The organism is Plantactinospora sp. BB1 (assembly GCF_003030385.1).
GTDB lineage: Bacteria > Actinomycetota > Actinomycetes > Mycobacteriales > Micromonosporaceae > Plantactinospora.
Window position 1 is genome coordinate 4,898,226 of the sequence record NZ_CP028159.1, and the last position, 22,439, is coordinate 4,920,664.

Below are 22,439 nucleotides of genomic sequence, written 5' to 3' on the forward strand. Positions count from 1 at the left end.
GCCACGTCCGGGGGTGACGCCGCCGGACCGGACCCCGACCCGACCCACGAGCCGGCCGGACCGCTCCCCGTCCCGGCCCCGCCCGTACGGGTACCGCCGGTTTGTCCGGTCGGACGTTTCGGCGCCGACCGGTAAATCGCTTGAAATGCGGCGAGCGCTTCGATTGACGCCAATGACAGCATGGAGAGCTAGCGTTTAACGCGCCACCAGCATTACCCTGACTGTCGATGCCGATCACCGGTTGCCCACCTTCCGGAGAACCTCCGGAAATAGCCTCGCATCCGGCGCCGAACCGGTGCCGAGAGGCCCGTGACAGCGATAGGAGACGAGCGTGACAAGCAGTGCTGACGCCCGCAGCCATCCCGAGGCATTTGCGAACGACGATGTCGATGGTGGCCCGGATCAGCCGTGGCGCGATCCCGCGTTACCGGTCGATGAGCGGGTGGCCGACCTGCTCGCGCGGATGACCGTCGAGGAGAAGGTCGGCCAGCTCCGGTCGATCTGGATCGGCGGATCCGCCACCGGCGACGACCTGGCGCCGCATCAACACAATCTGGCCGACGAGACGCCGTCCTGGGACGTGCTGATCGGCGACGGGCTGGGCCAACTGACCCGCACCCTCGGCACCGCACCGGTCAGCCCGACGCAGGGCCGCGCGACCCTGGCCCGGTTGCAGGCCGAACTGGTCGCCGGCAACCGGTTCGGCATTCCGGCGATCGCGCACGAGGAGTGCCTGACCGGCTTCATGACCCTGGGCGCGACGATCTTCCCCGCGCCGCTGGCCTGGGGCGCCACCTTCGACCCCGGACTGGTCGAGCGGATGGCCGCCCAGATCGGCACGGCCCTGCGCCTGGTCGGCGCCCACCAGGGCATGGCGCCGGTGCTCGACGTGACCCGCGACCTGCGCTGGGGACGGACCGAGGAGACCATCGGCGAGGACCCCTATCTGGTCGGCACGGTGGGCACCGGGTACGTCCGCGGTCTCCAGTCGACCGGCATCGTCGCCACGCTCAAGCACTTCGCCGGATACTCCTCCTCCCGCGCCGGGCGCAACGCGGCACCGGTCTCCATCGGACAACGGGAACTCTCCGACGTCATCCTGCCGCCGTTCGAGATGGCGGTACGCGACGCCGGAGCCCGCTCGGTGATGCCCTCGTACTCCGAGATCGACGGCGTACCGACCGGAGCCGACGCCGGGATCCTCACCGACCTGCTCCGGGACGAGTGGGGCTTCGCCGGCACGGTGGTCTCGGACTACTACGCCGTCTCCTTCCTGGAACTGCTGCACGGCGTGGCGGACGGTCCGGCGCAGGCCGCCGCCCTCGCCCTGGCGGCCGGGTTGGACGTGGAACTGCCGGGGGCCCGCTGTTTCGGCGCGCCGCTGCTCGACGCGATCCGGTCCGGGGCGGTCCCGGAGGGCCTGGTCGACCGGGCGGTCACCCGGGTGCTCCGGCAGAAGTGCGAGCTGGGCCTGCTGGACCCGGACTGGCGACCGGACCGGGCCGCCGACGACGGCGACGTCCTCGACCTCGATCCCCCGCAGGCCCGGGACCTGGCACGGCAGATCGCCGAGGAATCCGTCGTGCTGCTCGGCAACGCCGGCACCCTGCCGTTGCCCGGTGACGCGCGCATCGCGGTCGTCGGGCCGCTGGCCGACGACACCACGGGAATGCTCGGCTGCTACGCCTTCCCGAGCCACCTCGGCCGCAATTTCCCGGAGCTGCCGACGGGGGTCGAGATCCGTACCGTCTGGGAGGCGCTCGGTGCGGAACTGCCCGGCGCGGAGCTGACCCTCGCCACCGGCTGCGGCGTGGACAGCCCGGATCGCACGGGGCTGGCCGCCGCCCGGTCGGCCGCCGCCGGGGCCGACGTCTGCGTGGCCGTACTCGGTGACCGGGCCGGCATGTTCGGCAGCGGTACCTCCGGCGAGGGCTGCGACGTGGCCGACCTGCGGCTGCCCGGAATACAGGAGGAACTGCTAGACGCCCTGGTCGAGACCGGTACGCCGGTGGTGCTGGTGCTGCTCTCCGGCCGCCCGTACGCGCTCGGCCGCTGGGCCGACCGGCTCGGCGCGATCGTCCAGGCGTTCTTCCCCGGCCAGGAGGGCGGCGGTGCGGTGGCCGGCGTGCTCGCCGGACGGGTCTGTCCGAGCGGCCGGCTGCCGGTGAGCATGCCGCGCGAGTCCGGTGGGCAGCCCGGCACCTACCTGACCCCGAAACTCGGTCGGCGTGACAGGGTCAGCAGCGTCGACCCGACGCCGCTGTTCCCGTTCGGCCACGGACTGTCGTACACGAGATTCGCCTGGGAGGTCGGCGGCGACGTGCCGGCGGAGGTCGAGACCGACGGCGTCCTCGCCGTCGAGGTCACCGTCCGCAACGTCGGCGACCGCGCCGGCGCCGACGTCGTGCAGCTCTACCTGCACGACCCGGTCGCCCAGGTGACCCGGCCGGTGGTGCAGCTCGTCGGGTACGCCAAGGTGCGGCTCGAACCCGGCGAGGCGCGCACGGTCAGGTTCCGGATGCACGCTGAACTCACCTCGTTCACCGGGCGGGCCGGGCACCGCATCGTCGAGCCGGGCGAGATCGAGCTGCGGCTCTCCGCGTCCAGCGCCGACCACCGGCACACCTTCCGGGTACGCCTGGTCGGGCCGGAACGGAAGGTCGGCCACGACCGGCGGATGACCACCGAGGTGACGGTCGGGTGAGCTGGCGGGCGCCGGGGTGCGCACCTCGGCCCCGCCGACGTCGAACTGCCCGACCGTGGGGGCGGAGGATCCGAGCCGGGGGGCGGGGCGGCAGCGGTCACCGGTGACAGTGGCCGGCGAACCCGCCTCCGGCCCGGTCAGCGCAGCGACCTGGCGCCGACCGGTCGCAGCGCGAGCCGCCGGGGCGCCTGCGCCGGGTCGAAGACCGGGCGGCGGTCGATCCGGGCCCGGACCTCGTCCGAACCGAACCGGTAGTCGATCCGGCGCACCGCCTCGGCCCAGTCCGTCCGGCTGCGGATGCCGCGCAGCGTCTCCACCACGAAGGGGTCGTCCCAGCGGCTCCGGGCACGTTCCCAGAGCACGTACGGCTCCTCGGTCAGCAGGTTGCCGACGGTGCCCTCGTAGATCGGCATCGCCCGTACCCCGCCGTCCGGCTCGATCTCCAGCGGCCGGAAGCCGGGGTGGCTGGCGATGTAGTCGGGGTGCATCTGCACGCCGAAGTTGTCCGTGGTGGTGACCGTGACCGACGGCGGGGCGGCCCGCTGGAGCCGCTGCCGCGTACCCTCGTCGACCAGTGCCGCGACCTGCTCGTCGGTCAACATCTCCTGCTCGCCGTAGGACACCCGGCTGGCCAGCCCGGTCGGCACCACCGCGCCGAACGCCACGTCGCTCAGGTGCGGGAACCGTGGCGCGACGGAGCCGCACATCTCGTCGAGCTGGTGGTAGTTGCTCCGGACCACCACGTTGTCGATGCCGAACCGCAGCGGGGACTCCCCCGCCGAGGCACGCCGGGCGGCCTCCGCGTCGAGCAGGGCGAGCGCGGCCATCGCCCGGTCGAAGGAACCGGCCCGGCCACGGATCCGGTCGTGCACCTCCGCCGTCGCGCCGTCGACACTGACCACCAGCTTGGCGACGAGGCCGGCCAGGTCCCGGACGGTCTGCTCCGGCAGTGACCAGCCACTGGTGTACAGGAAGACCCGTACGCCGGCCGAGGCGAACCGCTCCACCACCTCCACGATGCGCGGCACGGTCAGCGGCTCACCCCCGCAGAGCGTGATCATGATCGGCCGGAAGGTGATCAGGGCGTCCGTCACCCTCAGCATCTCCTCGTGGCTCAGGTTCTGGGGGCGGCGCCGGCCCGACTCCGTGTAGCAGTGGGAGCAGCGCAGTGGACAGGCGAAGGTGACGTCCCAGATGAGGACGTTCGGACCCGCGTCGACATTCATGAGACGGCTCTCCCGGAGGAATCGGCGGTGCGGTCGCCGGAACCGTACGGGCGCCGGACCGCCCGGGACATCGGGCGAGGGGTACGCAAGAGGCACGACCGGATACGCAGGCCGCGGCCCCCGACGACCCACCCGGACCCGTCGACCGTCGGTGGTGCCGCCCCGGCGGTTGCGTACCCGAGCACCGATTCCCCGGTGCGCCCCGCCACCTAGCGTTGCGGCGTGGCGGCCGCCACGGTCCGCTGCCCGTCGCCAGCAGAGGAGGTGGATCATGCGCGCATACCCGCCGGTCGACGCCTCGTAAGGGGCAGGTGCCTGATGGCGGTGGCCACCCCTGACGGGTGGCCACCGCGGCACCGAACCGCCGAAACCGTCGACGTCGCAAGGAGAGTGCCCGTGTCGACCACACCGACCGCCGGCCCGACCCGCCAGCCCGGCGCGGTCGCGGCGCTCGTCCGCGAACTGCCCCGCGTCAACACCCCGCTGACCGTGCTGCTCGGCGTGCTGACCGCCGGACAGGTCGCCGGTGTCGTCCTGCTGCCACTGGCGATCGGCCGACTGGTCACGGCGCTGACCGCCGACGCCGGCCCGACGGCCTCCCGGCAGGCGTGGACCGGGCTCACCCTCCTGGCGCTGGCGCTCGTCCTGGACATCGCCCTGGAGCCGATCCGCGCGATGGTCACGGCGAAGCTGAGTACCGCGGTCGACGGCAGCCTGGCCCAACGTACGGTCGAGGGGGCGCTGCGCCCCGACGGGGTCGCGCACCTGGACGACTCGGACGTCGCCGACCAGCTCGAACGGGCCCGGGGGGTCGGGATCGGCGCGTACGCCCCCGGCCAGGCCGTCAACGCGCTGGCCGCGCTGGTCCCGCTCCGCCTCACCGGGTTGGCCGCCGCGATCCTGCTCGGCTGGGCCGGGCAGTGGTGGATGCCGGTCGTACTCGGTGCCGCCTGGATCGTCACCGGCCGCTGGCAGGAGAAGGAGATGGCCCGGGCCGTCGCCGCGAACACGGCGCGGACGGTCCAGCTTCGGCACGCGGCGTACCTGCGCGACATCGCGGTGACCGCGCCGTCGGCAAAGGAGCTGCGCCTGTTCGGCCTGCACCAGTGGCTCGTCGAACGCTTCACCCGGGAGTGGTGGGACGGCGTGGTCGAGATGCGCCGCAAGACCACCGACGGCCGGCGGCATGCGGCGGCGAGCGTACTGCTGCTGGCGGCACACGTCGTCGTGGTGGTGCCGCTGGCGTACGGGGCCAGCAACGGCGACCCGTCGGTCGGAGAGCTGACCGTCGCCCTCCAGGCGCTGCTGGGACTCTTCGCCCTCGGCTTCACCGGCGACCTGCAACGGCGGCTGCACCTGGCCAGTGCCGCCGTACCGCCGGCGCTGGCGGTGAGCGCGCTGGGTGCCCCGGCGACCGGCGCCACCGGGCTGGCCGCGACCGGGCTGCCGCAGCGCGAGATCCGCTTCGAGGGGGTCCGCTTCGGATATCCCGGCGCCCGCCGCCCGGTCGTCGACAACCTGGACCTCGTCATCCCGGCCGGCTCCTCGCTGGCGATCGTCGGGGACAACGGCGCCGGCAAGAGCACCGTCACCAAGCTGCTGGCCGGGCTCTACCGGCCGGACGCCGGCCGGATCCGCGTGGACGGGCGGGACCTGCACGACCACGACCTCGCGAGCTGGCGCCGGCAGCTCGCCGTCGTCTTCCAGGACTTCGGCCGGTACCCGTTCTCGGTGCGCGACAACATCGCCTTCGGCGCGATCGAGGCCGCCGCCACCGACGGCGCGGTCGTCGAGGCGGCCCGCCTCGGCGGCTTCCTCGGGGTCGAACAGGGACTGGCGGACGGCTGGGACACCCCGCTCACCAGCGCCTACACGGGCGGGACCGAGCTGTCCGGCGGGCAATGGCAGCGGCTGGCGCTGAGCCGGGCGCTCTACGCGGTGCGGCATGGTGCCAGGGTTCTCGTCCTGGACGAACCCACCGCGCACCTGGACATCGAGGCGGAGTACGAGCTCTACGCCCGGTTCCTGGAGATCACCGCCGGGATCACCACCATCCTGGTGTCACACCGGTTCGCCACCGTCCGGCTCGCCGAACGGATCGCCGTGCTGCGCGGCGGCCGGGTGAGCGAGTACGGCAGCCACGACGAGCTGCTGGCCGCCGACGGCCGGTACGCCCAGATGTTCCGGGTGCAGTCCGCGCCCTTCACCGATTCCGCAGGAGGCCGCCGTGGGTAGCTGGTTGGGCGCCGCCCGCCTGGTCGTCGGCGTCGCGGTCCGGGCCGACCCGCGACGCGCGGTGCTGGTGATGGTGCTCGTCCCGCTCTTCAACATCGTCGCGGCGGCGCAGGCGCTGGGACTGCGTGGCATGGTCGACGGCGCGGTCGCCGGGCAGCTCACCGAGGCGCTGACCGGCGGCCTGCTCCTCGTGCTCGTCACCGTCTTCGTGCACCAGGCCAGCGCGGTCGCCACCGACCTGCGGCAGGTGCTCCAGCAGCGGGTCGGGCTGGAGTTCGACCGCCGGCTGATGACGCTCTGCTCCGGCCCCGCCCACCTCAGCCACTACCACGATCCCGAGTTCCTCGACACCGCCGAGCTGGTACGGCAGCGCCGGACCGAGTTCGGCGGGGCGTTCGCGGCGCTGGTCGAGAACGCCGGCCTGTTGGCCCGGTTCGTGGCCGCGGTGGTCCTGATGGCCGTCGTCAGCCCGATGCTGGCCCTGCTGCCGCTCTTCATCGTGCCGCTGGCCCTCGCCATCCGCTGGCAGGCGAACATCGTCGCCGCGGCCGAGGTGGCCGGCGCCGAGGCCGACCGGCACCGCGCCGCCCTGCTGACCCTGGCCACCGATCCGGCCGCCGCCGGTGAGGTCCGGCTCTACCGGCTCGGCGGCGAGATCGCCGACCGGCACCGGGAGGCCTTCACCGTCTCGGCGCGGCGCCGGGAGGCGGCCCGGACCCGTGGCGCCGTCGCGGCGGCGGCCGGTTGGCTGCTCTTCTGCGTCGCGCTGGTGGCCGGGCTGTACGTCGTCACCCGGTCCGTGCTCGCCGGTACCGCCTCCGCCGGGGAGGCCGTGCTGGTCCTGCTGCTCGGTACCCGGCTGGTCGGCGCCACCACCGGACTGAGCTTCCTGATCGGTTGGCTGCGCCGCTCGCTGCACACCGTCGCGCTCTACCAGCGGCTGGCCCGGCATCCGCACCGCACCGCCGTCGCCGGGCCCGGCCGGGACCTGCCCGAGCAGGGCGACCTCGTCCTGCACGGCGTCAGTTTCCGGTACCCCGGGGAGCCGACCCCGGCGTTGGGCCCGATCGACCTGCGGCTGCCCGCCGGGGCCACCGTCGCGGTCGTCGGCGACAACGGTGCCGGCAAGTCCACCCTGGTCGCGCTCCTGGCCGGCCTCTACCCGCCGTCGACCGGGCGGATCACCTTCGGCGGCCAGGACCTGGCAGAGGTGGATCCGGACGCCTGGCGCGGCCGGGTCACCGGGGTATTCCAGGACTTCTGCCGCTTCGAGCTGCTGGCGCGGGAGTCGGTCGGCGTCGGCCGGCTCGACGCGATCGACGACCCGGCGGCGGTGACGGGCGCGCTGGAGACGGCCGGCGCGGCCGGCCTGGCGGCCGAACTCCCGGCCGGCCTGGAGAGTCGGCTCGGCCGGACCTTCCCGGACGGCACCGACCTGTCGTCCGGGCAGTGGCAGAAGCTCGCGCTGGCCCGGGGCCGGATGCGCACCCGACCCACGCTGGTGCTGCTCGACGAGCCGGCGGCGAGCCTCGACCCGGACAGCGAGGCCGAACTGCTGCACAGGTATCTCACCCCGGCCACCCCGGCCGCCGCCGCGCCGACCACCGTGGTGGTGTCGCACCGGCTGAACACGGTACGCGACGCCGACCTGATCGTGGTCCTGCACGAGGGCCGGATGGTGGAGTACGGCCCGCACGCCGAGCTGCTCGGCCGGGGCGGCCGCTACGCGGAGATGTACGCGTTGCACGCCGCCGCGTACGCCGCCGCCCCGACGATCCCCTCCTCGACCGCCCGGGCGACCGGGGTCGAGGTGCCGGCCGGCTCGGTTCAGCCCGGGTAGCCGTCCGGGGTTCCCGGCTCCCCCGGACCGCCCTCCACCGAACGACTGAACCAGTCCGCCCGCAGCTCGCGACGGGAACCGATGCCGAGTTTGCGGTACACCCGGGCCAGGTGGCTCTCGACGGTCCTGGCCGACACGACCAGCCGGGTCGCGATCTCCCGGTTGGGCAGACCGCTGGCGGCGAGGGCCGCGACCTCGTTCTCCCGGGCCGTCAGGGTCGGTGCGGCCAGGTTCGGTGCGGGCAGGCCGAGGGCGGTCCGGAGCCGGCCGGCCAGCGCGACGGCGGCGGCGTAGTCCTGGTCGTGTCCGGGCAACACCCTGGTGGCGGCCTCGGCCAGCCGGAAGGCCCGCCGGTGCAGCCCCATCTCGGCGAGCCGGTTTGCCTCGCCGAGCAGGCCCGCACGGTCCCGGTTCAGCAGCGCCAGCTCGCCGCGCGCCTCGGTCGCCAGCCGTCTCGCCTCGACGTACCGCAGGCAGGTGCCGAGCCGGTCGGCCAGCCCGACCGGCCGGTCGGCGGGCGGCAGCCGCGCCGCCCAGGTCAGGTACTGCAACTCCACGCTCCGGCACCCCGCCGCGCGGGCCGCCGTCGCCGCCTCGTCGAGACGCCGCCCGGCGGACCGGGTGTCGCCCCGGGCGGCGGCGAGCGCCCCGTCGGCCCACGGCCGCAGACCCGGTAGTACCGCCAGCCGGTCCGGGGGGTCCACGTCGAGTACCCGCTGTGCCTCGTCCGGCCGCCCCGCCGAGGCCAGCGACACGGCGAGCCACGCCGACGCCTCCGACCGGAACAGCCGGAAGCCGACGGCCTGCTGCGCCAGCGCCTCACGCAGCGGCTCGACCGCGCCGGAGTACTCGCCGCGGAGCAGCCGGGCGTACCCGACCAGCAGCGGCCAGTCGACGGTGCGCAGCCGGGTGCCGGGTATCTCACCCGGCGGTCGCGGCCAGCGGCCGAGGATCGGATCGGTGACCGGCAGGGTGGCGCTGCCGTCCCGCCAGAGCGCGAGCAGGCAGCGGACCGCCGCGGCCAGGCCCGCCGTCTCCGGTGCCCGGTCGTCGCCGCTGGCGGCGGCCCGCATCGCCGCCCCGTCGTCCGCCGCCTCGTCGGTGCGACCGAGGAGGGCCAGCGCCGCCGTACGGGCGATCCGGCAGCGCAGTACCGCCGAGTTGCCGACGGATCCGCCGGCGGAGAGCCGGTGCAGCAGCCGGTCGGCGACCCGGACCGCTTCGGCCGGACGCTGGCCGAGCAGCAGGATCAGCGCGTCGGCGGCGTCGACGACGTCCACCGCCCCGGGCGCGGCGAGCGACGCGGCGGCGTGCAGCGCCCGCAGGTCGGCGTGGGCCGAGGCCGGGTCGCGTTCGGTCGCGCAGCGGTGCACGGCGAGCGCGGTCGAGAGCACGATCCGCCCGGTGGCCGACTGCTCGGCGGCCGTCGCCTGGTGCAGTACCGACTGCGCCTCGCGGCCGTTGCCCTGCTCGGCGAGCGCGTCGGCGAGTACGACGGTGGCGCGGGCCGACCGGTCCTGACCGAACGCGATCCGCGCCAGCCGGAGCGCCTGCTCCGGGCTGTGCGGCCGTACCCTGCGGGCGGCATCGGTCAGCACCCCGGGACTGACCGGCGCGCCCGCCGCCACCTGCCAGCGGGCGACCGTGACCGGATCGGGTGTCGCATCGCCGACGGCCGCCTCGACGAGTGCCGACGCGACCCGACGCCGCCGGGCCGGTGAGACCTGTGCCCAGACGATCGCCTGGAGCAGCGGGTGGCCGAATCCCACCGATACCCCGTCCTCGGTGTCCGTGGTACGCAGCAGGTCCAGGTCCTCCAGCTCCTCGACGGCGGCCGGGGCGACCCGGTCGATCAGCTCGATCGGCAGGTCGTCGCTGACCGCGACCGCCGCCAGCGCGTCCCGGTGGGTCGGGGTGAGCCGGTTCGGCCCGGGCAGGAACAGCTCGACCAGGTGCGGCGGCACGCTGAGCGCGCCGCGCCACCACCACAGGCCCCGATCGTGCACCAGTCGACCCGTGGCGGTGCCGTGCCGGACCAGTTCGGTCGCCAGTCGCGGGTTGCCGCCGGTCCACTGGTAGACGAGCTGCGCGGTGGTCGAGGCGACCGCGTCACCGAGCATCGCCCGCATCAGCGTCGCCGTCTCCGTCGGGTCCAACGGGGGCAGGTCGACCCGGCGCAGGTGCCGGTCCTTCCAGAGCGCCACGACGGCGTCGGGCGTCGCCACCTCCGCCCGGGTGGTGACCATCAGGCGGATGTGACCGTCCTGCGCGAGGCCGAGCAGGGTACTCGCGGACCGGTCGTCCATCCAGTGCGCGTCCTCCACCACGAGCAGCGGGGTACGCGACTGTCCACGTCGGACGAGTTCGGCGCGGATCCGGCCCGGTACCAGGGCCGGGTCACCGGTGACCGGAAACAGTTGGCAGAACGGTCCGAACGGGATCGGCCGCCCCGCCTCGGTCGCGGTGGTACGGGTCACGGCGTACCGGTCGGCCGAGAGTTGCCGGGTGACGAGTTCGACCAGGGTGGTCCGGCCGGTCCCCCGTTGCCCCACCAGCACGGCGCCACGGTCTGCGGTCACCGCGCTGAGGATCTGCTGGACCAGGCCGGATCGTGCGATCAGCGGTGCCCCGATGCGGTCCACGGATTGCCCCCTCCCTGCCGCGGACTCCGACATCCCCCCAGATGTCGGCTGAGCCGTTCGGGATTGCGGCTCGGTCAACGTCGTCTACGAATGCTCCAATCATTGCGACGGTCTTCCCGGCACGTGTCGATCAGTTCGGTCCGTCGGATCCTGCCCTGCGGAGATGCGGCGAACGGATTCGGAGCTGTGCCAGCATCACGAGTACTCACTCGACGTCGTCGTATTGGTCGACAGTGCCAGCCGCGACTGGACCGCGACTGGACGCGGTCTGGATGGGCCGGTGCGCGGCCGCCCCGGACATGGCGTCCGGCCTGCCCGGCGTCGAGGAAATGGTAGCGGTCACTGCGAGGCTCCGATCCCGTCTGTCGGATACCCAGCGTGTGGGCTCGCCGGTGCTCCGGGACCGGTGACCATCGGGCCAGCGCCGCCGGCACCGTCCAGGATCGTCTCGCGCACGGTTCGGGCGACGAATGCGCTGTACTCCTCGTGCGACTTGCCGTCCAGGCGCACGAAACGCTGGTAGCTCTCGACGCTGGTGATGACGCAGAACGTTTCGACAAGGTCGTCGAACGGCACGTCGCTGCGTAACCAGCCGCGCTCGGCGACCAGCCGGAGTACCCGCTCGACCTGTCTCCTGATCTCGGCGAGCCGCTCGGTCAGGTGGCCGCGCAGTTCGCGGTCCCCGGCCGCCGCGCCGGTGACCGCGGCCCAGACCCCGGCGGACGACTCGTTGATGCCGAGCATCGTCTCGGCGACGAAGACCGCGAATGCGTCCCGGTCCGGGACCCGGAGCAGGGTCGCGCCCCGCTCGGTGGCGAAGAAGTCGAGGTCGCGGCCTTCGACACCGAAGGACGCGACCTCGACCGCGGCCCACAGGATCGCTGTCTTCGGGCCGTACCTGCGCACGGTCTCGACGGAGACGCCGGCCCGCTTCGCGATCTGCGCGAACGTGGCGGCCTGATAGCCGTGCCGGCCGAACACCTCGATGGCGGCGTCGACGACGCGTCGCCGGGTCTCCGCCGCCTGCCGATCTCGAAGCTCCGACCGGTAGGCGCGGGTGCGACCGTCACCACTCGTCATATTGACTACCACGCCATAAAGATGAATACTGCTCCATGGTCCCCAATAGTATCCCTCGGGTCCAGAGCGGGGTGCCGCCATGGCGTCGATCATCATCGCCGCGATGCCCATCCACGGGCACGTCACACCCCTGCTCGCGGTCGCACGGCACCTCGCCGGGCGAGGCGACCGGGTCCGGTTCGTCACCGGAGCCAGATTCGCCGAGGTCGTCCGGGCCACCGGCGCCACCCACCTGCCGCTGCCGGCCGAGGCCGACTTCGACGACCGGCGGGACTGGAACGAGACCTTCCCCGAGCGCGCCGCACTGCGGGGCACCAGGGCGCTCGCCCACGACATCGAGCACATCTTCGTACGCCCCGGGCTGCCCCAGCACGACGCCGTGATGGCGGCGCACGCCGCCGAGCCGGCCGACGCGGTCCTGACCGACCCGGCCTTCGTGGGCGGCGCGTTCCTGCTCGGCCACCCCCTCGGCGTACGGCCGCCGGTCGTGATGTGCGGCATCTGTCCACTGATGATCTCCAGCCGCGACACCGCGCCCTTCGGCACCGGACTCACCCCGCTGCGCGGCCCGCTGGGCCGGCTCCGCGACGCCACCCTGGCCACCGTCACCCGCAGGATCGTGTTCCCGCCGTTCGAGCGGATCGCCGAGCAGATCTTCCAGCGGTTGCACGGGCGTTCGATCCCGTTCGCGGTGCTCGACTGGCCACGTCACGCCGAGGCGATCGTGCAGTTCACCGTGCCCGAGTTCGAGTACCCCCGGTCCGACGCCCCGGCCACCCTGCACTTCGCCGGACCGATCTCCGCCTCCGGGTCGCGGGCGCCGCTCCCCCCGTGGTGGCCGGAGCTGGACGGCTCGCGACCGGTCGTGCACCTCACCCAGGGCACGATCGCGAACAGCGACTACGGACAGCTCATCCGACCGGCACTGGAGGGTCTCGCCGACGAGAACGTGCTGATCGCCGTCGCGACCGGTGGACGCCCGGTCGATTCGCTGCCGCCGCTGCCCGCGAACGCCCGGGCGGCCGAGTTCCTGCCCTACGACGACCTGCTGCCCAGGACCGACGTCTACGTCACGAACGGCGGATACGGCGGCGTGCAGTACGCCCTGCGCTACGGGGTGCCGATCGTCGCCGCCGGCAGCCACGAGGACAAGCCCGAGGTCATCGCCCGGGTCGCCTGGGCCGGTGTCGGGCGCCGCCTCAGGACCGAGACCCCGACACCGGCCGCCGTCCGCCGTGCCGTCCGCGCCGTGCTCGACGACCACCGGTACCGGGACGCCGCGCGGCACATCGCCGACCGGATGGCCACCACCCGGGGGGTGCACCGGCTCGCCGACATCGTCGACGGGCTGGTCGAGGAGAGCCGGCGGAGCCGCCTCGGCTGACCGGCCGACACGGCGGCGGGTCCCCGGTCGGAGGGCCCTCCACTTTGGAGCGCCGTGCGGTCTCCCGTGCGGTCGCCGGGCACCTGTGGCCGACCGTCCTTCGTAGGCCTTAGGTAGGGTTGCGCCCGCATCGGCGTTGGTCGTAACGTTCGCCCTGCTGGTCCCATTGAGCCATGATTGGATGAAAGTTGACGCATTCACAGGCCGACCGTGCGGGTGGGCCGGAGACCCGTGGTCAGTCAACGACGTCGGCTCGACGCCGTGGCGGGCAGAAGTCCATCAGGCGGCACGTCATTCGGCTGGTGCTCGCCCCCAGCATCGTCGTCGTGGTGCTCTGGCTCGTGGCCTCCGGGTACCTCGTCTTCCAGGGCTTCTATACCAGAGCGGTCGCCGACTCGGTCCGGAGCGTGTCGATCCCGGCGGTTTCCGCGCTGACCTCGATCATGCAGGAGCGGCGGCTGAGCATCACTCACCTGGCACAGCGCTCAGGTGACCTGCAACCCCTCGTCGACCAGCGGAAACTGACCGACGACCGGCTCTCCGAGCTGCGTGCCGTGGCGACCGAGGCACTCGGCAACGCCCCGGACTCTATCGTGACGCGGTGGCGGACGTTGACCGAGTTCCTCGACCAACTGCCGAGTGTACGCAGCACAGTGGACTCCCGGTCGATCGACGGGCCACGGGCCTTCGGTTTCTACAACAACCTGCTCGACGCCGCGACCACCCTCTTCGACACCCAGGCCCGGGTCGTCCCGGACGTGACCGCGACGCAGGGCGGCATCACCGCCACCGATTCGTTCCGGGTCAGCGACCTGATGTCCCGGGCGGCGTCTAGGATGGACGGTGCGTTCGGCGCGCGGGCGTTCGGCCAGCAGGACTACCTCGAGTTCGTCAGCCTGGTCGGCTCGTACCACGCCGGCCTGGCCACCGTCACCCCGCACCTGCTGCCGGGCCCGGGCGAGCAGCTGAAGAAGCTGACGGACAGCGACGCGTGGCGGGAGTTGGTCGCCGCCGAACAGGCCATCATCACCGGTGGTGCGTGGCAGGACGGTGTCCCCCGCAGCCTCTCCAGCATCAGGTCCCGCTGGGAGGCGCTCACCGGACAGGTCTCGGAGCGGCTGATCGAGATGACCGTCCAGCAGGCCGACGAGGTTTCCGCAGAGGCCCTGCGCACCGGCAACAACCAGTTGCTGATGGCGTCGCTGGCAAGCCTGGTCGCGGCCTCCATCGCGGGCGCCGCCATCCTGTGGGCGTGGCGCAAGTCGAGCGAGCTGCCGGTACGCCTCTCCAACCTGGGCGAGGACGCCGCGACCATGGTGGACCAGCGGCTGCCGGCGATGATGGAGCGGCTGCGCCGGCACGAGAAGGTCGATCCGGAGGCCGAGCTGTCGTTCCGGGACTACGGCAGCGACGAGATCGGCCAGATGGCCGAGGTCATCAACAGGTCGTTGCGGGCCGCGGCGGCGGCGGCGATCGACGAGGCGACGACCCGGGCCGCCAGTACCGCGATGCTGATGGGGGTCGCCCGCCGTCCGCAGCGGCCGCTGCAACGGGGCCTGAAGGTCATCGAGGGAGTTCAGCACCGGGTCGGCGACGAGAAGCTGCTCAGTGAGCTGTTCGACATCAACCACCAGTTGACCCAGGCCCGGCGGTTCCTGGAAAACCTCCTCATCCTGGCCGGTGGCCAGATCGGCCGGCGCTTCCAGAGCCCGGTGCCGGTACGTCGGGTGCTGCTGGCGGCGTTCGCGGAGGCACAGCACTACAAGCGGATCACCCTGCGCGGGGCGCCCGACGTGGCGATCGTCGGTCAGGCGGTCGCCGGCACCATCCACCTGCTGTCCGAACTCCTGGACAACGCGCTCGCGTTCAGCCCGCCCGGCACCACCGTCTGGGTGACCGCCAACGAGGTCGCGAACGGCGTCGCCGTGGAGGTCGAGGACTCCGGGGTCGGGATGCGCCCCGACGCCCTGGACCGGGCCAACGAGCTGCTCAGGACCGCACCGACACCGGACGTGACGGCCCTCAAGGACGGTGCGCAGATCGGTCTGCACGTGGTGACGGAGCTGGCGAAGCGGCACGGCATCCAGGTGACCCTGCGCCCCTCGGCGTACGGGGGACTGCTGGCGGTCGTACTCCTGCCGAAGCGGGTCATCGCCGTCGGCGACGCCGCGGACCGTCCCGAGCCGACCGGCCAGTCACCGGTCCCGGCCGGCCCGGCGGCCCCGAAGCCGGAGAAGGCCGCCCGGCGCGAGCCGCGTCCCGCCGCCTCCTCCGCGCCCGCCCCGGTCGCGGCGTCGCCGAACGGCACCGCCCGGTCGGGTTCCGCTGCCGGACCGGGAGCAGCCCCGGTGCCCAGCGGGGTCGGCGGCGGCTCGCCGACCCCGCAAGCCAGCGCCCGGCCGCCGCTGCCGCAGCGGGACCCGCAACAGCACCTCGCGCCCGGACTGCGCGCCGAACCCACCTCCGCCGCCGCACCGAGGCCGGCCGGACCCGCCCGGCCGGCCGAGCAGGCTCGGGACCGGCTCGCCGGCTACCAGCGAGGCTGGGCCGCCGGGCGGGCCGCGGGGATCCAGAAGCCAAATGACGATCAAGGCAGGAAAGCGTGACCAACTCGACCTCTCAGGACCTGACCTGGATGTTGGACGACCTGCTGAAGGTTCCCAACGTCATCGACGCGCTGGTGCTGTCGACCGATGGGCTGACGATCCAACGCTCCGCGTCGCTGCCCCAGGACGGCGCGGAGCTGCTGGCCGCCGGCGCCTCGTCGTTGTACAGCGTCGCCGCAGGCATGGGCCGGCGCTTCGAGAGCGGGTACGTCCAGCAGGTCATCGTCGAATACGACAACCAGACGCTGTTCGTCGCCGCTGCCGGCCAGAACGCCCGGCTCGCCGTCCTCTGCGACCAGGCCGTCGACATGGGCACGGTCGCCTACGAGATGGGCCGTCTGGTGACGCGCATCGGCGAGCATCTCAGCACCGAGACGCGACCCGCGCCGCTGCGACCAACCGGCGGCCCAGGCACAGGCCATGGCTGAGTCACGGGCCGGCGGCGACGACGAGACCGAGGAGAGCGGACTCGTTCCGCTCTACGTCCTCGTGCGCGGACGGACCCGTCCCCGCAACAGCGACCTGGACCTGGCGACCCAGGTCATCGCGGTGCCGGTCAACACCCGGTTGGATCCGGAGTTGCAGGACATCATCAACCAGTGCACGGACTGGATGTCGGTGGCCGAGATCGGCGCCCACCTGCACCGGCCGCTCACCATCGTCAAGGTGATGGTCGACGTGCTGGTCGAGCAGCGGCTCCTCAGGATCGGTTCTCCGGCCCAGCAGAAGGTCACCGACATGCGCCTGCTGGAAGCCGTACTCGCCGGCCTCGAACGACTATGAGCAAAGGGACTGTGGAACGTGGATCGTAGATCGGTCAAGCTCGTCGTGGCCGGCGGGTTCGGCGTCGGCAAGACCACCTTCGTCGGGTCGGTCAGCGAGATCGCGCCGTTGACCACGGAGGAGGTCCTGACCCAGGCCGGTGCCGGTGTCGACGACGTCACCGGCGTGCACAACAAGACGCGCACCACGGTCGCGCTGGACTTCGGGCGGATCACCATCGCCTCCGAGGTCGTGCTCTATCTGTTCGGCACGCCGGGGCAGGACCGGTTCTGGTTCATGTGGGACGAGCTGGCGCAGGGTGCGATCGGCGCCATCGTGCTGGTCGACACCAGGAGGCTCAACAACAGCTTCCCCGCCATCGACTACTTCGAGCGGCGGCAGATCCCCTTCGTCGCCGCCGTCAACCGCTTCTTCGGCGAGTGTCTCTACACGGAGCGGGAGATCCGGGCGGCGTTGAAACTCCCGCCGACCGTCCCGCTGCTCTGGTGCGACGCGAGGGATCGCGAGTCCAGCAAGCAGGCCCTGATCCAGCTCGTCCGGCACGCCATGGCCCTCCTGCCGGTCGGCGGCTGAGCCGCACTCCGGCCGCGCCCCGGCTACCCACCACCGCCGGCCGCAGGCCGCGCCGAGCGGCCGGAGGGTCGACCGGTACCGGACGGAGAGGTCGACCGGCACTGCGGGCGGTCGGCAGGCTCCTATCCGTCGCGGCGCCGGGCAGGAGCCTGGACCCTCTGCCGCGCTCGGGCGCGACGGGTCCCCCGGAACACCCTGACGAGGTGTCCCGGTGCCACCATCGCGGTGGCGGGCGCCACCATCTGCGCGACCCCGAGGAACGTCCTGGCCAGCGTGGGGTCCACGGTGGCCGCCAGCCGGTACCGGTCCAGATAGCGGGCCAGCACCCGGTCGAGTGCGCTGCGGTGCCCGGCGATCTCGGGGAACCTCAGGTCACCGCCGACCGAGAGCGTCCACGCCGCGTCGATGGCCTTCGCCGCCTCCCGGTAGAACCGCGCCGGCAGCCCGGCGGTGCCGGCCCGGGTCAGGTCGCGGAGGATCAGCGCCTCCATCGCCGCGACGGACATCCCCTGTCCGTAGGTCGGGTTGAAGCTGCACAGCCCGTCACCCACCACGACGAAGCCGTCGGGGCGGTGACCCGCCTTCTCGAAGTGCCAGCGTTCGCTCGCCGGGTACCGCATCCTGACCGGGTCGTCGAGCGGCTTCGCCTCGCGTAGCAGGTTGATCAGGTCGGGGACCGGCAGCGACTCCGCGAACGCCAGCATGCCCTCGTCGTCCACCGGCGGGGTGTCGCCGACCAGTCCGAAGAGGGCCACCACCCAGCGGTCGCCCTCCACGTGCACCGCAGCGCCACCCCGGGGGGTCCCGGGCATCGGGACGATGAGCAGACCGTGCCGCCCGTCGAGATGACCAGGCTCCCAGCGGTAACTGCGGGTCACGTACACGACGTCGACCTCGACCCGGGAACTCTCCGGCTCCGCGACTCCGGCCGCACGCAACCAGGCCAGCGCCCGTGACCCACGGCCGGCGGCGTCCACGACGAGATCGGCCAGCTCCGGGGCGTCGCCACCGGTGGTCCGTACCCCGGTCACCGCCGCGCCGTCCGGCCCGGTAAGCAGTCCGACCGCCTCGACGCCGGGTCGAACCACCACGTTCGGGAGCCGCTCCACGCGTTGCCGCATGTGGTACTCCACCAGCGGTCGGGTCACGCCGAGCACGGTGAAGCCGGACGGTGCCGGTGCGATGGCACGACCGTCGAGATAGTACGTGGTGTCCACCTGGGGATCGAGGCGAAGTGCTCCGGCCGCGAGCAGGTCGTCCGTGACTCCGGGGAAGAACTCCTCAAGGATCTGCGCCCCCCGGGTGAGCAGGACGTGCAGCTGACGGCTCTGCGGTACGCCCCGGCGGGGCAGCGGCTGCGCCGGCAGGTCGTCGCGATCGAGGACGGTGACCCGGTCGTACGCTTCGCTCAGCGCCCGTGCGGCCAACAGACCCGCAATGCTCGCACCGATGACGACAGCATGCCCGTTACCCGTGGACTCCATGGTCCAAAATCATTCCAGACAATAGATCGACTCGGAAGATCGACTGGAGAGACAGCGGGCGGCAACTCGATAGCCGCTACCGCTGATTCCGACGAGCCGTGGCGAGCCTTGAGCCGGTCACTACCATCCCCCGGCCCTGCGGTAAAGGGTGCGGCCTTGGCAGGTTGCTCACTTCGACGCGATGCGATCCGCGTCATGCGACAGCGGCGACCGGTTGCCACGACAAAGCCGCCGCGCCGTCATTTTCGCGCCAATCCGTTCGTCCTCACCCGGGGCGACGGTGCGGCTCGCTCGTCGCCGGCTCGATATCTTCCCTGTCATGGATCTGCTGCCACTCCTCGCGACCGCGGTCGGCGCGGTGATCGCACTGTCGGGCACGCTGCTCACGGACGTACGCCGGGACCGCCGGCAGCGTGTTCGGGACGACGAGCAGGTCAGGCGGGAGGTCTGCGTCGACTTCGTGCTCGCGCTGAACCTCGCTCATGCCGGACTGCGGGAGGTCGGCGAGGCGTCGGTGCCGGCGGACGAGCGGCGGGCGGCGGTCAGCAGAGTCATCCACGAGGCCGGTCTGTACGGCGCCCGGGAGCGGTTGCTCGTCGCCGCGACCGCCCCGTTGGTGAAGGCCGGGGAGACGGTCTTCCGCCGCCTCGTCGCGATCCGAACCGTGATCCGAGCTGGTGCGAAGACCAACTCCCGGGAGTACCACGACGCGTACCACCCGTTCGCGGAGGCGCTGTGGCAGTTTCGGATGTCGGTACGGGCTGACTTCGGACAGCCGTCGTTCAGCCCGGAGAGTGTGGATCGGCCGAGCTGGTCCGAGCGCGAGTCCTGTGCGTTCTGTTCCGGTGGGTGACCCGATGCCGACGGGTGCTGCCCGGACCGGGCTGCCGGCGGCGCGGCCGGCGAGCCCGGGACGCCGGTGACGTCGGACCGGGAGTCCGTCCGTTTCGGACCTGATGGTCGAGGATCCTGCTGTGCGGTTGCCCCGGAACACGCGAACGGCGCCTGATCCGTTTGTGGCGGGCCGATGCCATCGCCGATCACGGTTTCCGTCGACCACCGACGTCGACCGGGTCGGCCTCGGCCGGTGGTACGGCACCGGAAGGAGCGTCGAGGCTGGCCGGTGATTTACCGTCACCGACTGTTCAGCCTAATGATCCACTCACCCGCATCCGCCGAGTACCTCACCTTCCGGCTTATCTGTCCTCGATCAGTGGCGTCGGAAAAACCGTCCTTCATCGACATGACTCAACCAATAGTTCTATTGACGGCTCGACTGGCCCTGCGTTGTACTAGGACCCGCGGGAGCGGTGGTGCCGCGATCCGGGGGCCGCTGATGTGCTGTTTAGTGCTCAGGCCTGGGGGAGACGGCACCGTGGAAGAACTGCACGGACGAGCGAGGCCCTCGCACGGGGCGTCCTTCCTGGAGAGTTCATTCCACCGCCAGGCCATTATCGAGTCCATCTCCGCAGGCGCTCTCCCACTCAAGTTCGCCTATGCGGGTAGCGCCGCCTACACGCATGATCACTATGCCAGCGGCGTCGACTACACGGCGATGATGGCGTCCGCGGCGAACGAGTCGGACATCTTACTGTCGCTGGGCCTGGAGGCGGCGACGGTCGGCGGAATCGCCGAACTCGGGCCCGGCAACGGGCTGCACACCGTGACCTTCCTGAGGCATCTCGCCGCACGCGGTCTGCGCTTCCGCCGTTACCTGGCGATCGACTTCAGCGCCACGCTGCTGGAGATCGCCTGCGACCGGCTGCGCAGCAGCTTCGACGACGACTTCCTCGTTGAGACCAGCGTGTGGGACTTCGAGGACCTGCCGTTGTCGTGCGTGGAGCGGTGGCGGGCGGGCGAGGAGCCGGTGCTCGTCTGCCTGCTCGGGCACACCCTCGGCAACGTCGAGGACCCGACCCGGGCGCTCGGCAATCTGGCCGCCGGCCTGCGAAACGGCGACGTACTCCTGGCCAGCGTCCTCCTCCGGCAGCCGGCCGCGCTGGTCGAGTCCACCATGACGGCGTACCGGACGTATGCGTTCCGCTGCGCCGCACTCGAACCGCTGATCGCCTGCGGGCTGCGCCCCAGCGACCTCGAACTCGTGCTCCGGTACGTCGACAGCACCGTCGTCGGCGAGGTCACCCTGCTGCGCGACGCCCGGGTGGAGGGGTTGGACCTGGCCGGCGGACACCATTTCCGATGCTTTCTGTCTCGTCGCTTCACTTGCGACGAGGTGGTTCGGTTGATTGAGAACGCGGGGTGGTCCATCAGGGCCGCCCGGGTCGACGAGACCCGTCACCATATGACTGTCGCTGCTACACGGGGGTAGGAGCAGAAATGACGAACCAGGCTCAGCCGGGACTCGACAGGCAGCACCAGGAGCCGTCCGCCGGTCCGCTGATCGAGCACGCCCGGCGGGCCTGTCTGATGCACCGGCTCTCGTTCGAAGGAACGGATCCGCACAGCGTCCGGGTGCCGGCCGACGCGGTCGAGGAGCTCGTGCAGAGCCTCACGATCGGCGAAACCCGGCGGCGGGTGCAGCAGATCATTCCGTTCATGCCGGATACGCGGCGACAGTTTTCCGGGATGATCTGGCGGCAGCTCGCGCAGCGGTGTGAGGTCGAGCGATATTACCTGGTCCCGTCGGGCGACGAGCGTCGGGCACTAGAGGTGGTGCAGCGCGACGAGGAATCACAGCTCACCTCGCTCTGCGTTTCGGTGCAGGGCTGGAGCGAACAGCCCCAGGTGCCGATGGCCGACCTGTGGCTCATCGACGGCTGCGTCGTGGTGCGGGAGGAGTTCGGCGGATCGGGTTCGGCGTCCTGGCTGGTCAGCGGGCACACGAGCGAAATCGAAAATGCCCGGAGAATGTTGCGGAGCCTGGCCGAAGCCCACCGGATGGAACGGCACCTGGCCGATGGCGGCCGGCCGACTGGTCCGGATCTGACCCGTTGGATGCTCGAATCGGCGCAGATGTTGTACGCGCTCGCGTCGATGTCCTGCACCAGCAGCAGGTACGTGGATCCGGAGGAATGCCGGTGGTATCACGGCGTCTGGCAGTACCTCCGGTTGTTCGACATGGTGAGCAGTCCCAGTTGGCACGCCAGCTTCTATGCCGACCGGCTTCGAGAGGAGATCCAGAACGGCGCTCGGCGCATTCTGATCAGCGGAACCGCCGACTACACGACGTTGGCGTTCGTCCTGCACGCCGCCCGGGACTCCTCCGGTGTGATACCGCCGGACCTGGACGTGCACGTACTCGACCTCTGCCAGACGCCGCTGCTGGCCTGCCAGTGGTACGCCGGCCGGCTGGGGCTGCGGATCACGCTGCACAAGGCCGACGTCACCAGTTCGGCGGAACTGTCGGAGGCCGGACTGTTGGCGGAGGCGCCCTTCGACCTGATCGTGGCTGACGCCTTTCTGACCCGGCTGAGCCGGAAACAGGCTAGACAGGCGGTGGACAACTGGTCCGGTCTTCTGCGTAGCCGGGGCACCGTGCTGACCACTGTTCGCCTGCATCCCCGTAACGACTACCGCATACAGGAGCCCAGCGATCTGGAGGCCAATGATCGATATCGGGTCACCGATCCGACCGACGACTTCGAGCTGCGGCTGCGTGAGCGTGCCAGTGGCTGGCAGGGTATGCTGTCGATCGACATTGAGGATCTGTCACGTGCCGGGCGACGGTATGCCGAGCGAATGAAGAGTCATGATCTCGGGGACGTCGACGAAGTGATCAAATTGTTCCAAGATCGCGATTTCGACGTTCTCAACCGAACTGCCGAACGCGTCCAAGGTGAACTCGTCGGCACCGAGTACCTACGCGTGACGGCAAGCAGGCAGTAGGCCCCCGGCCGCAAGTCAGGGCTACGGGGGCGGTTG

The 22,439-nt window shown here is 71.8% G+C and carries 15 protein-coding genes; 11 read left to right on the plus strand and 4 right to left on the minus strand.

Going from position 1 to position 22,439, the window contains the following annotated elements; genetic code table 11:
* Nucleotides 1-331: 331 nt before the first annotated feature.
* Nucleotides 332-2,704, plus strand: coding sequence for a glycoside hydrolase family 3 N-terminal domain-containing protein (locus tag C6W10_RS21290; protein WP_234361367.1), 2,373 nt, complete (start codon nt 332-334; stop codon nt 2,702-2,704).
* 137 nt (nt 2,705-2,841) lie between these two features.
* Here C6W10_RS21290 and C6W10_RS21295 read toward each other — a convergent pair whose 3' ends face one another.
* The gene (locus C6W10_RS21295) at nt 2,842-3,930 is read right to left on the minus strand and encodes a radical SAM protein (protein ID WP_107259905.1); all 1,089 of its coding nucleotides are present in this window, start codon (nt 3,928-3,930) and stop codon (nt 2,842-2,844) included.
* 396 nt (nt 3,931-4,326) lie between these two features.
* Between C6W10_RS21295 and C6W10_RS21300 the strand changes: the two genes are divergently transcribed.
* Both C6W10_RS21300 and C6W10_RS21305 read left to right on the plus strand, forming a co-directional pair.
* Nucleotides 4,327-6,165, plus strand: coding sequence for an ABC transporter ATP-binding protein (locus C6W10_RS21300; protein WP_107259907.1), 1,839 nt, complete (start codon nt 4,327-4,329; stop codon nt 6,163-6,165).
* Nucleotides 6,158-8,005, plus strand: a complete 1,848-nt coding sequence (locus tag C6W10_RS21305; protein ID WP_107259909.1) for an ABC transporter ATP-binding protein — start codon at nt 6,158-6,160, stop codon at nt 8,003-8,005. Before C6W10_RS21300 ends, C6W10_RS21305 begins: the two co-directional genes overlap by 8 nt.
* Here C6W10_RS21305 and C6W10_RS21310 read toward each other — a convergent pair.
* Together C6W10_RS21310 and C6W10_RS21315 are read right to left on the minus strand one after the other, a co-directional pair.
* Nucleotides 7,993-10,647, minus strand: coding sequence for a LuxR family transcriptional regulator (locus C6W10_RS21310; RefSeq protein ID WP_107259911.1), 2,655 nt, complete (start codon nt 10,645-10,647; stop codon nt 7,993-7,995). The genes C6W10_RS21305 and C6W10_RS21310 overlap by 13 nt on opposite strands.
* Before the next feature lie 339 nt (nt 10,648-10,986).
* Complete coding sequence (locus C6W10_RS21315) at nt 10,987-11,727, minus strand: TetR/AcrR family transcriptional regulator (protein ID WP_107259913.1); 741 nt, start codon at nt 11,725-11,727, stop codon at nt 10,987-10,989.
* Between the two features lie 79 nt (nt 11,728-11,806).
* Between C6W10_RS21315 and C6W10_RS21320 the strand changes: the two genes are divergently transcribed.
* The 5 genes from C6W10_RS21320 (at nt 11,807) to C6W10_RS21340 (ending at nt 17,073) form a co-directional block, all read left to right on the plus strand.
* Nucleotides 11,807-13,111, plus strand: coding sequence for a glycosyltransferase (locus C6W10_RS21320; RefSeq protein WP_107259915.1), 1,305 nt, complete (start codon nt 11,807-11,809; stop codon nt 13,109-13,111).
* Nucleotides 13,112-13,413: 302 nt separating this feature from the next.
* Nucleotides 13,414-15,717, plus strand: coding sequence for a nitrate- and nitrite sensing domain-containing protein (locus tag C6W10_RS21325; protein WP_234361368.1), 2,304 nt, complete (start codon nt 13,414-13,416; stop codon nt 15,715-15,717).
* Nucleotides 15,714-16,145 (plus strand): roadblock/LC7 domain-containing protein, encoded by a 432-nt coding sequence (locus tag C6W10_RS21330; RefSeq protein WP_199853183.1) that lies wholly within the window; start codon nt 15,714-15,716, stop codon nt 16,143-16,145. The genes C6W10_RS21325 and C6W10_RS21330 overlap by 4 nt, the downstream gene beginning before the upstream one ends.
* A complete protein-coding gene (locus C6W10_RS21335) occupies nt 16,138-16,500 on the plus strand; it encodes a DUF742 domain-containing protein (protein ID WP_107259917.1) in 363 nt (120 codons plus the stop codon). Before C6W10_RS21330 ends, C6W10_RS21335 begins: the two co-directional genes overlap by 8 nt.
* Nucleotides 16,501-16,518: 18 nt before the next feature.
* On the plus strand, nt 16,519-17,073 hold the full coding sequence (locus C6W10_RS21340) for an ATP/GTP-binding protein (protein ID WP_107259919.1): 555 nt from the start codon (nt 16,519-16,521) through the stop codon (nt 17,071-17,073).
* Nucleotides 17,074-17,195: 122 nt separating this feature from the next.
* Here C6W10_RS21340 and C6W10_RS21345 read toward each other — a convergent pair whose 3' ends face one another.
* Nucleotides 17,196-18,557, minus strand: coding sequence for a squalene monooxygenase (locus tag C6W10_RS21345; protein ID WP_199853711.1), 1,362 nt, complete (start codon nt 18,555-18,557; stop codon nt 17,196-17,198).
* Nucleotides 18,558-18,876: 319 nt separating this feature from the next.
* Between C6W10_RS21345 and C6W10_RS21350 the strand changes: the two genes are divergently transcribed.
* The 3 genes from C6W10_RS21350 to C6W10_RS21360 all read left to right on the plus strand — a co-directional run bounded on the left by C6W10_RS21350 (nt 18,877) and on the right by C6W10_RS21360 (nt 22,403).
* Nucleotides 18,877-19,410 (plus strand): hypothetical protein, encoded by a 534-nt coding sequence (locus C6W10_RS21350; RefSeq protein WP_107259921.1) that lies wholly within the window; start codon nt 18,877-18,879, stop codon nt 19,408-19,410.
* A gap of 522 nt (nt 19,411-19,932) precedes the next feature.
* The gene (locus tag C6W10_RS21355) at nt 19,933-20,886 is read left to right on the plus strand and encodes an L-histidine N(alpha)-methyltransferase (protein WP_107259923.1); all 954 of its coding nucleotides are present in this window, start codon (nt 19,933-19,935) and stop codon (nt 20,884-20,886) included.
* Between the two features lie 8 nt (nt 20,887-20,894).
* Entirely contained in the window at nt 20,895-22,403 is a 1,509-nt protein-coding gene (locus C6W10_RS21360) for a class I SAM-dependent methyltransferase (RefSeq protein WP_107259925.1), read from the plus strand.
* Nucleotides 22,404-22,439 lie beyond the last annotated feature (36 nt).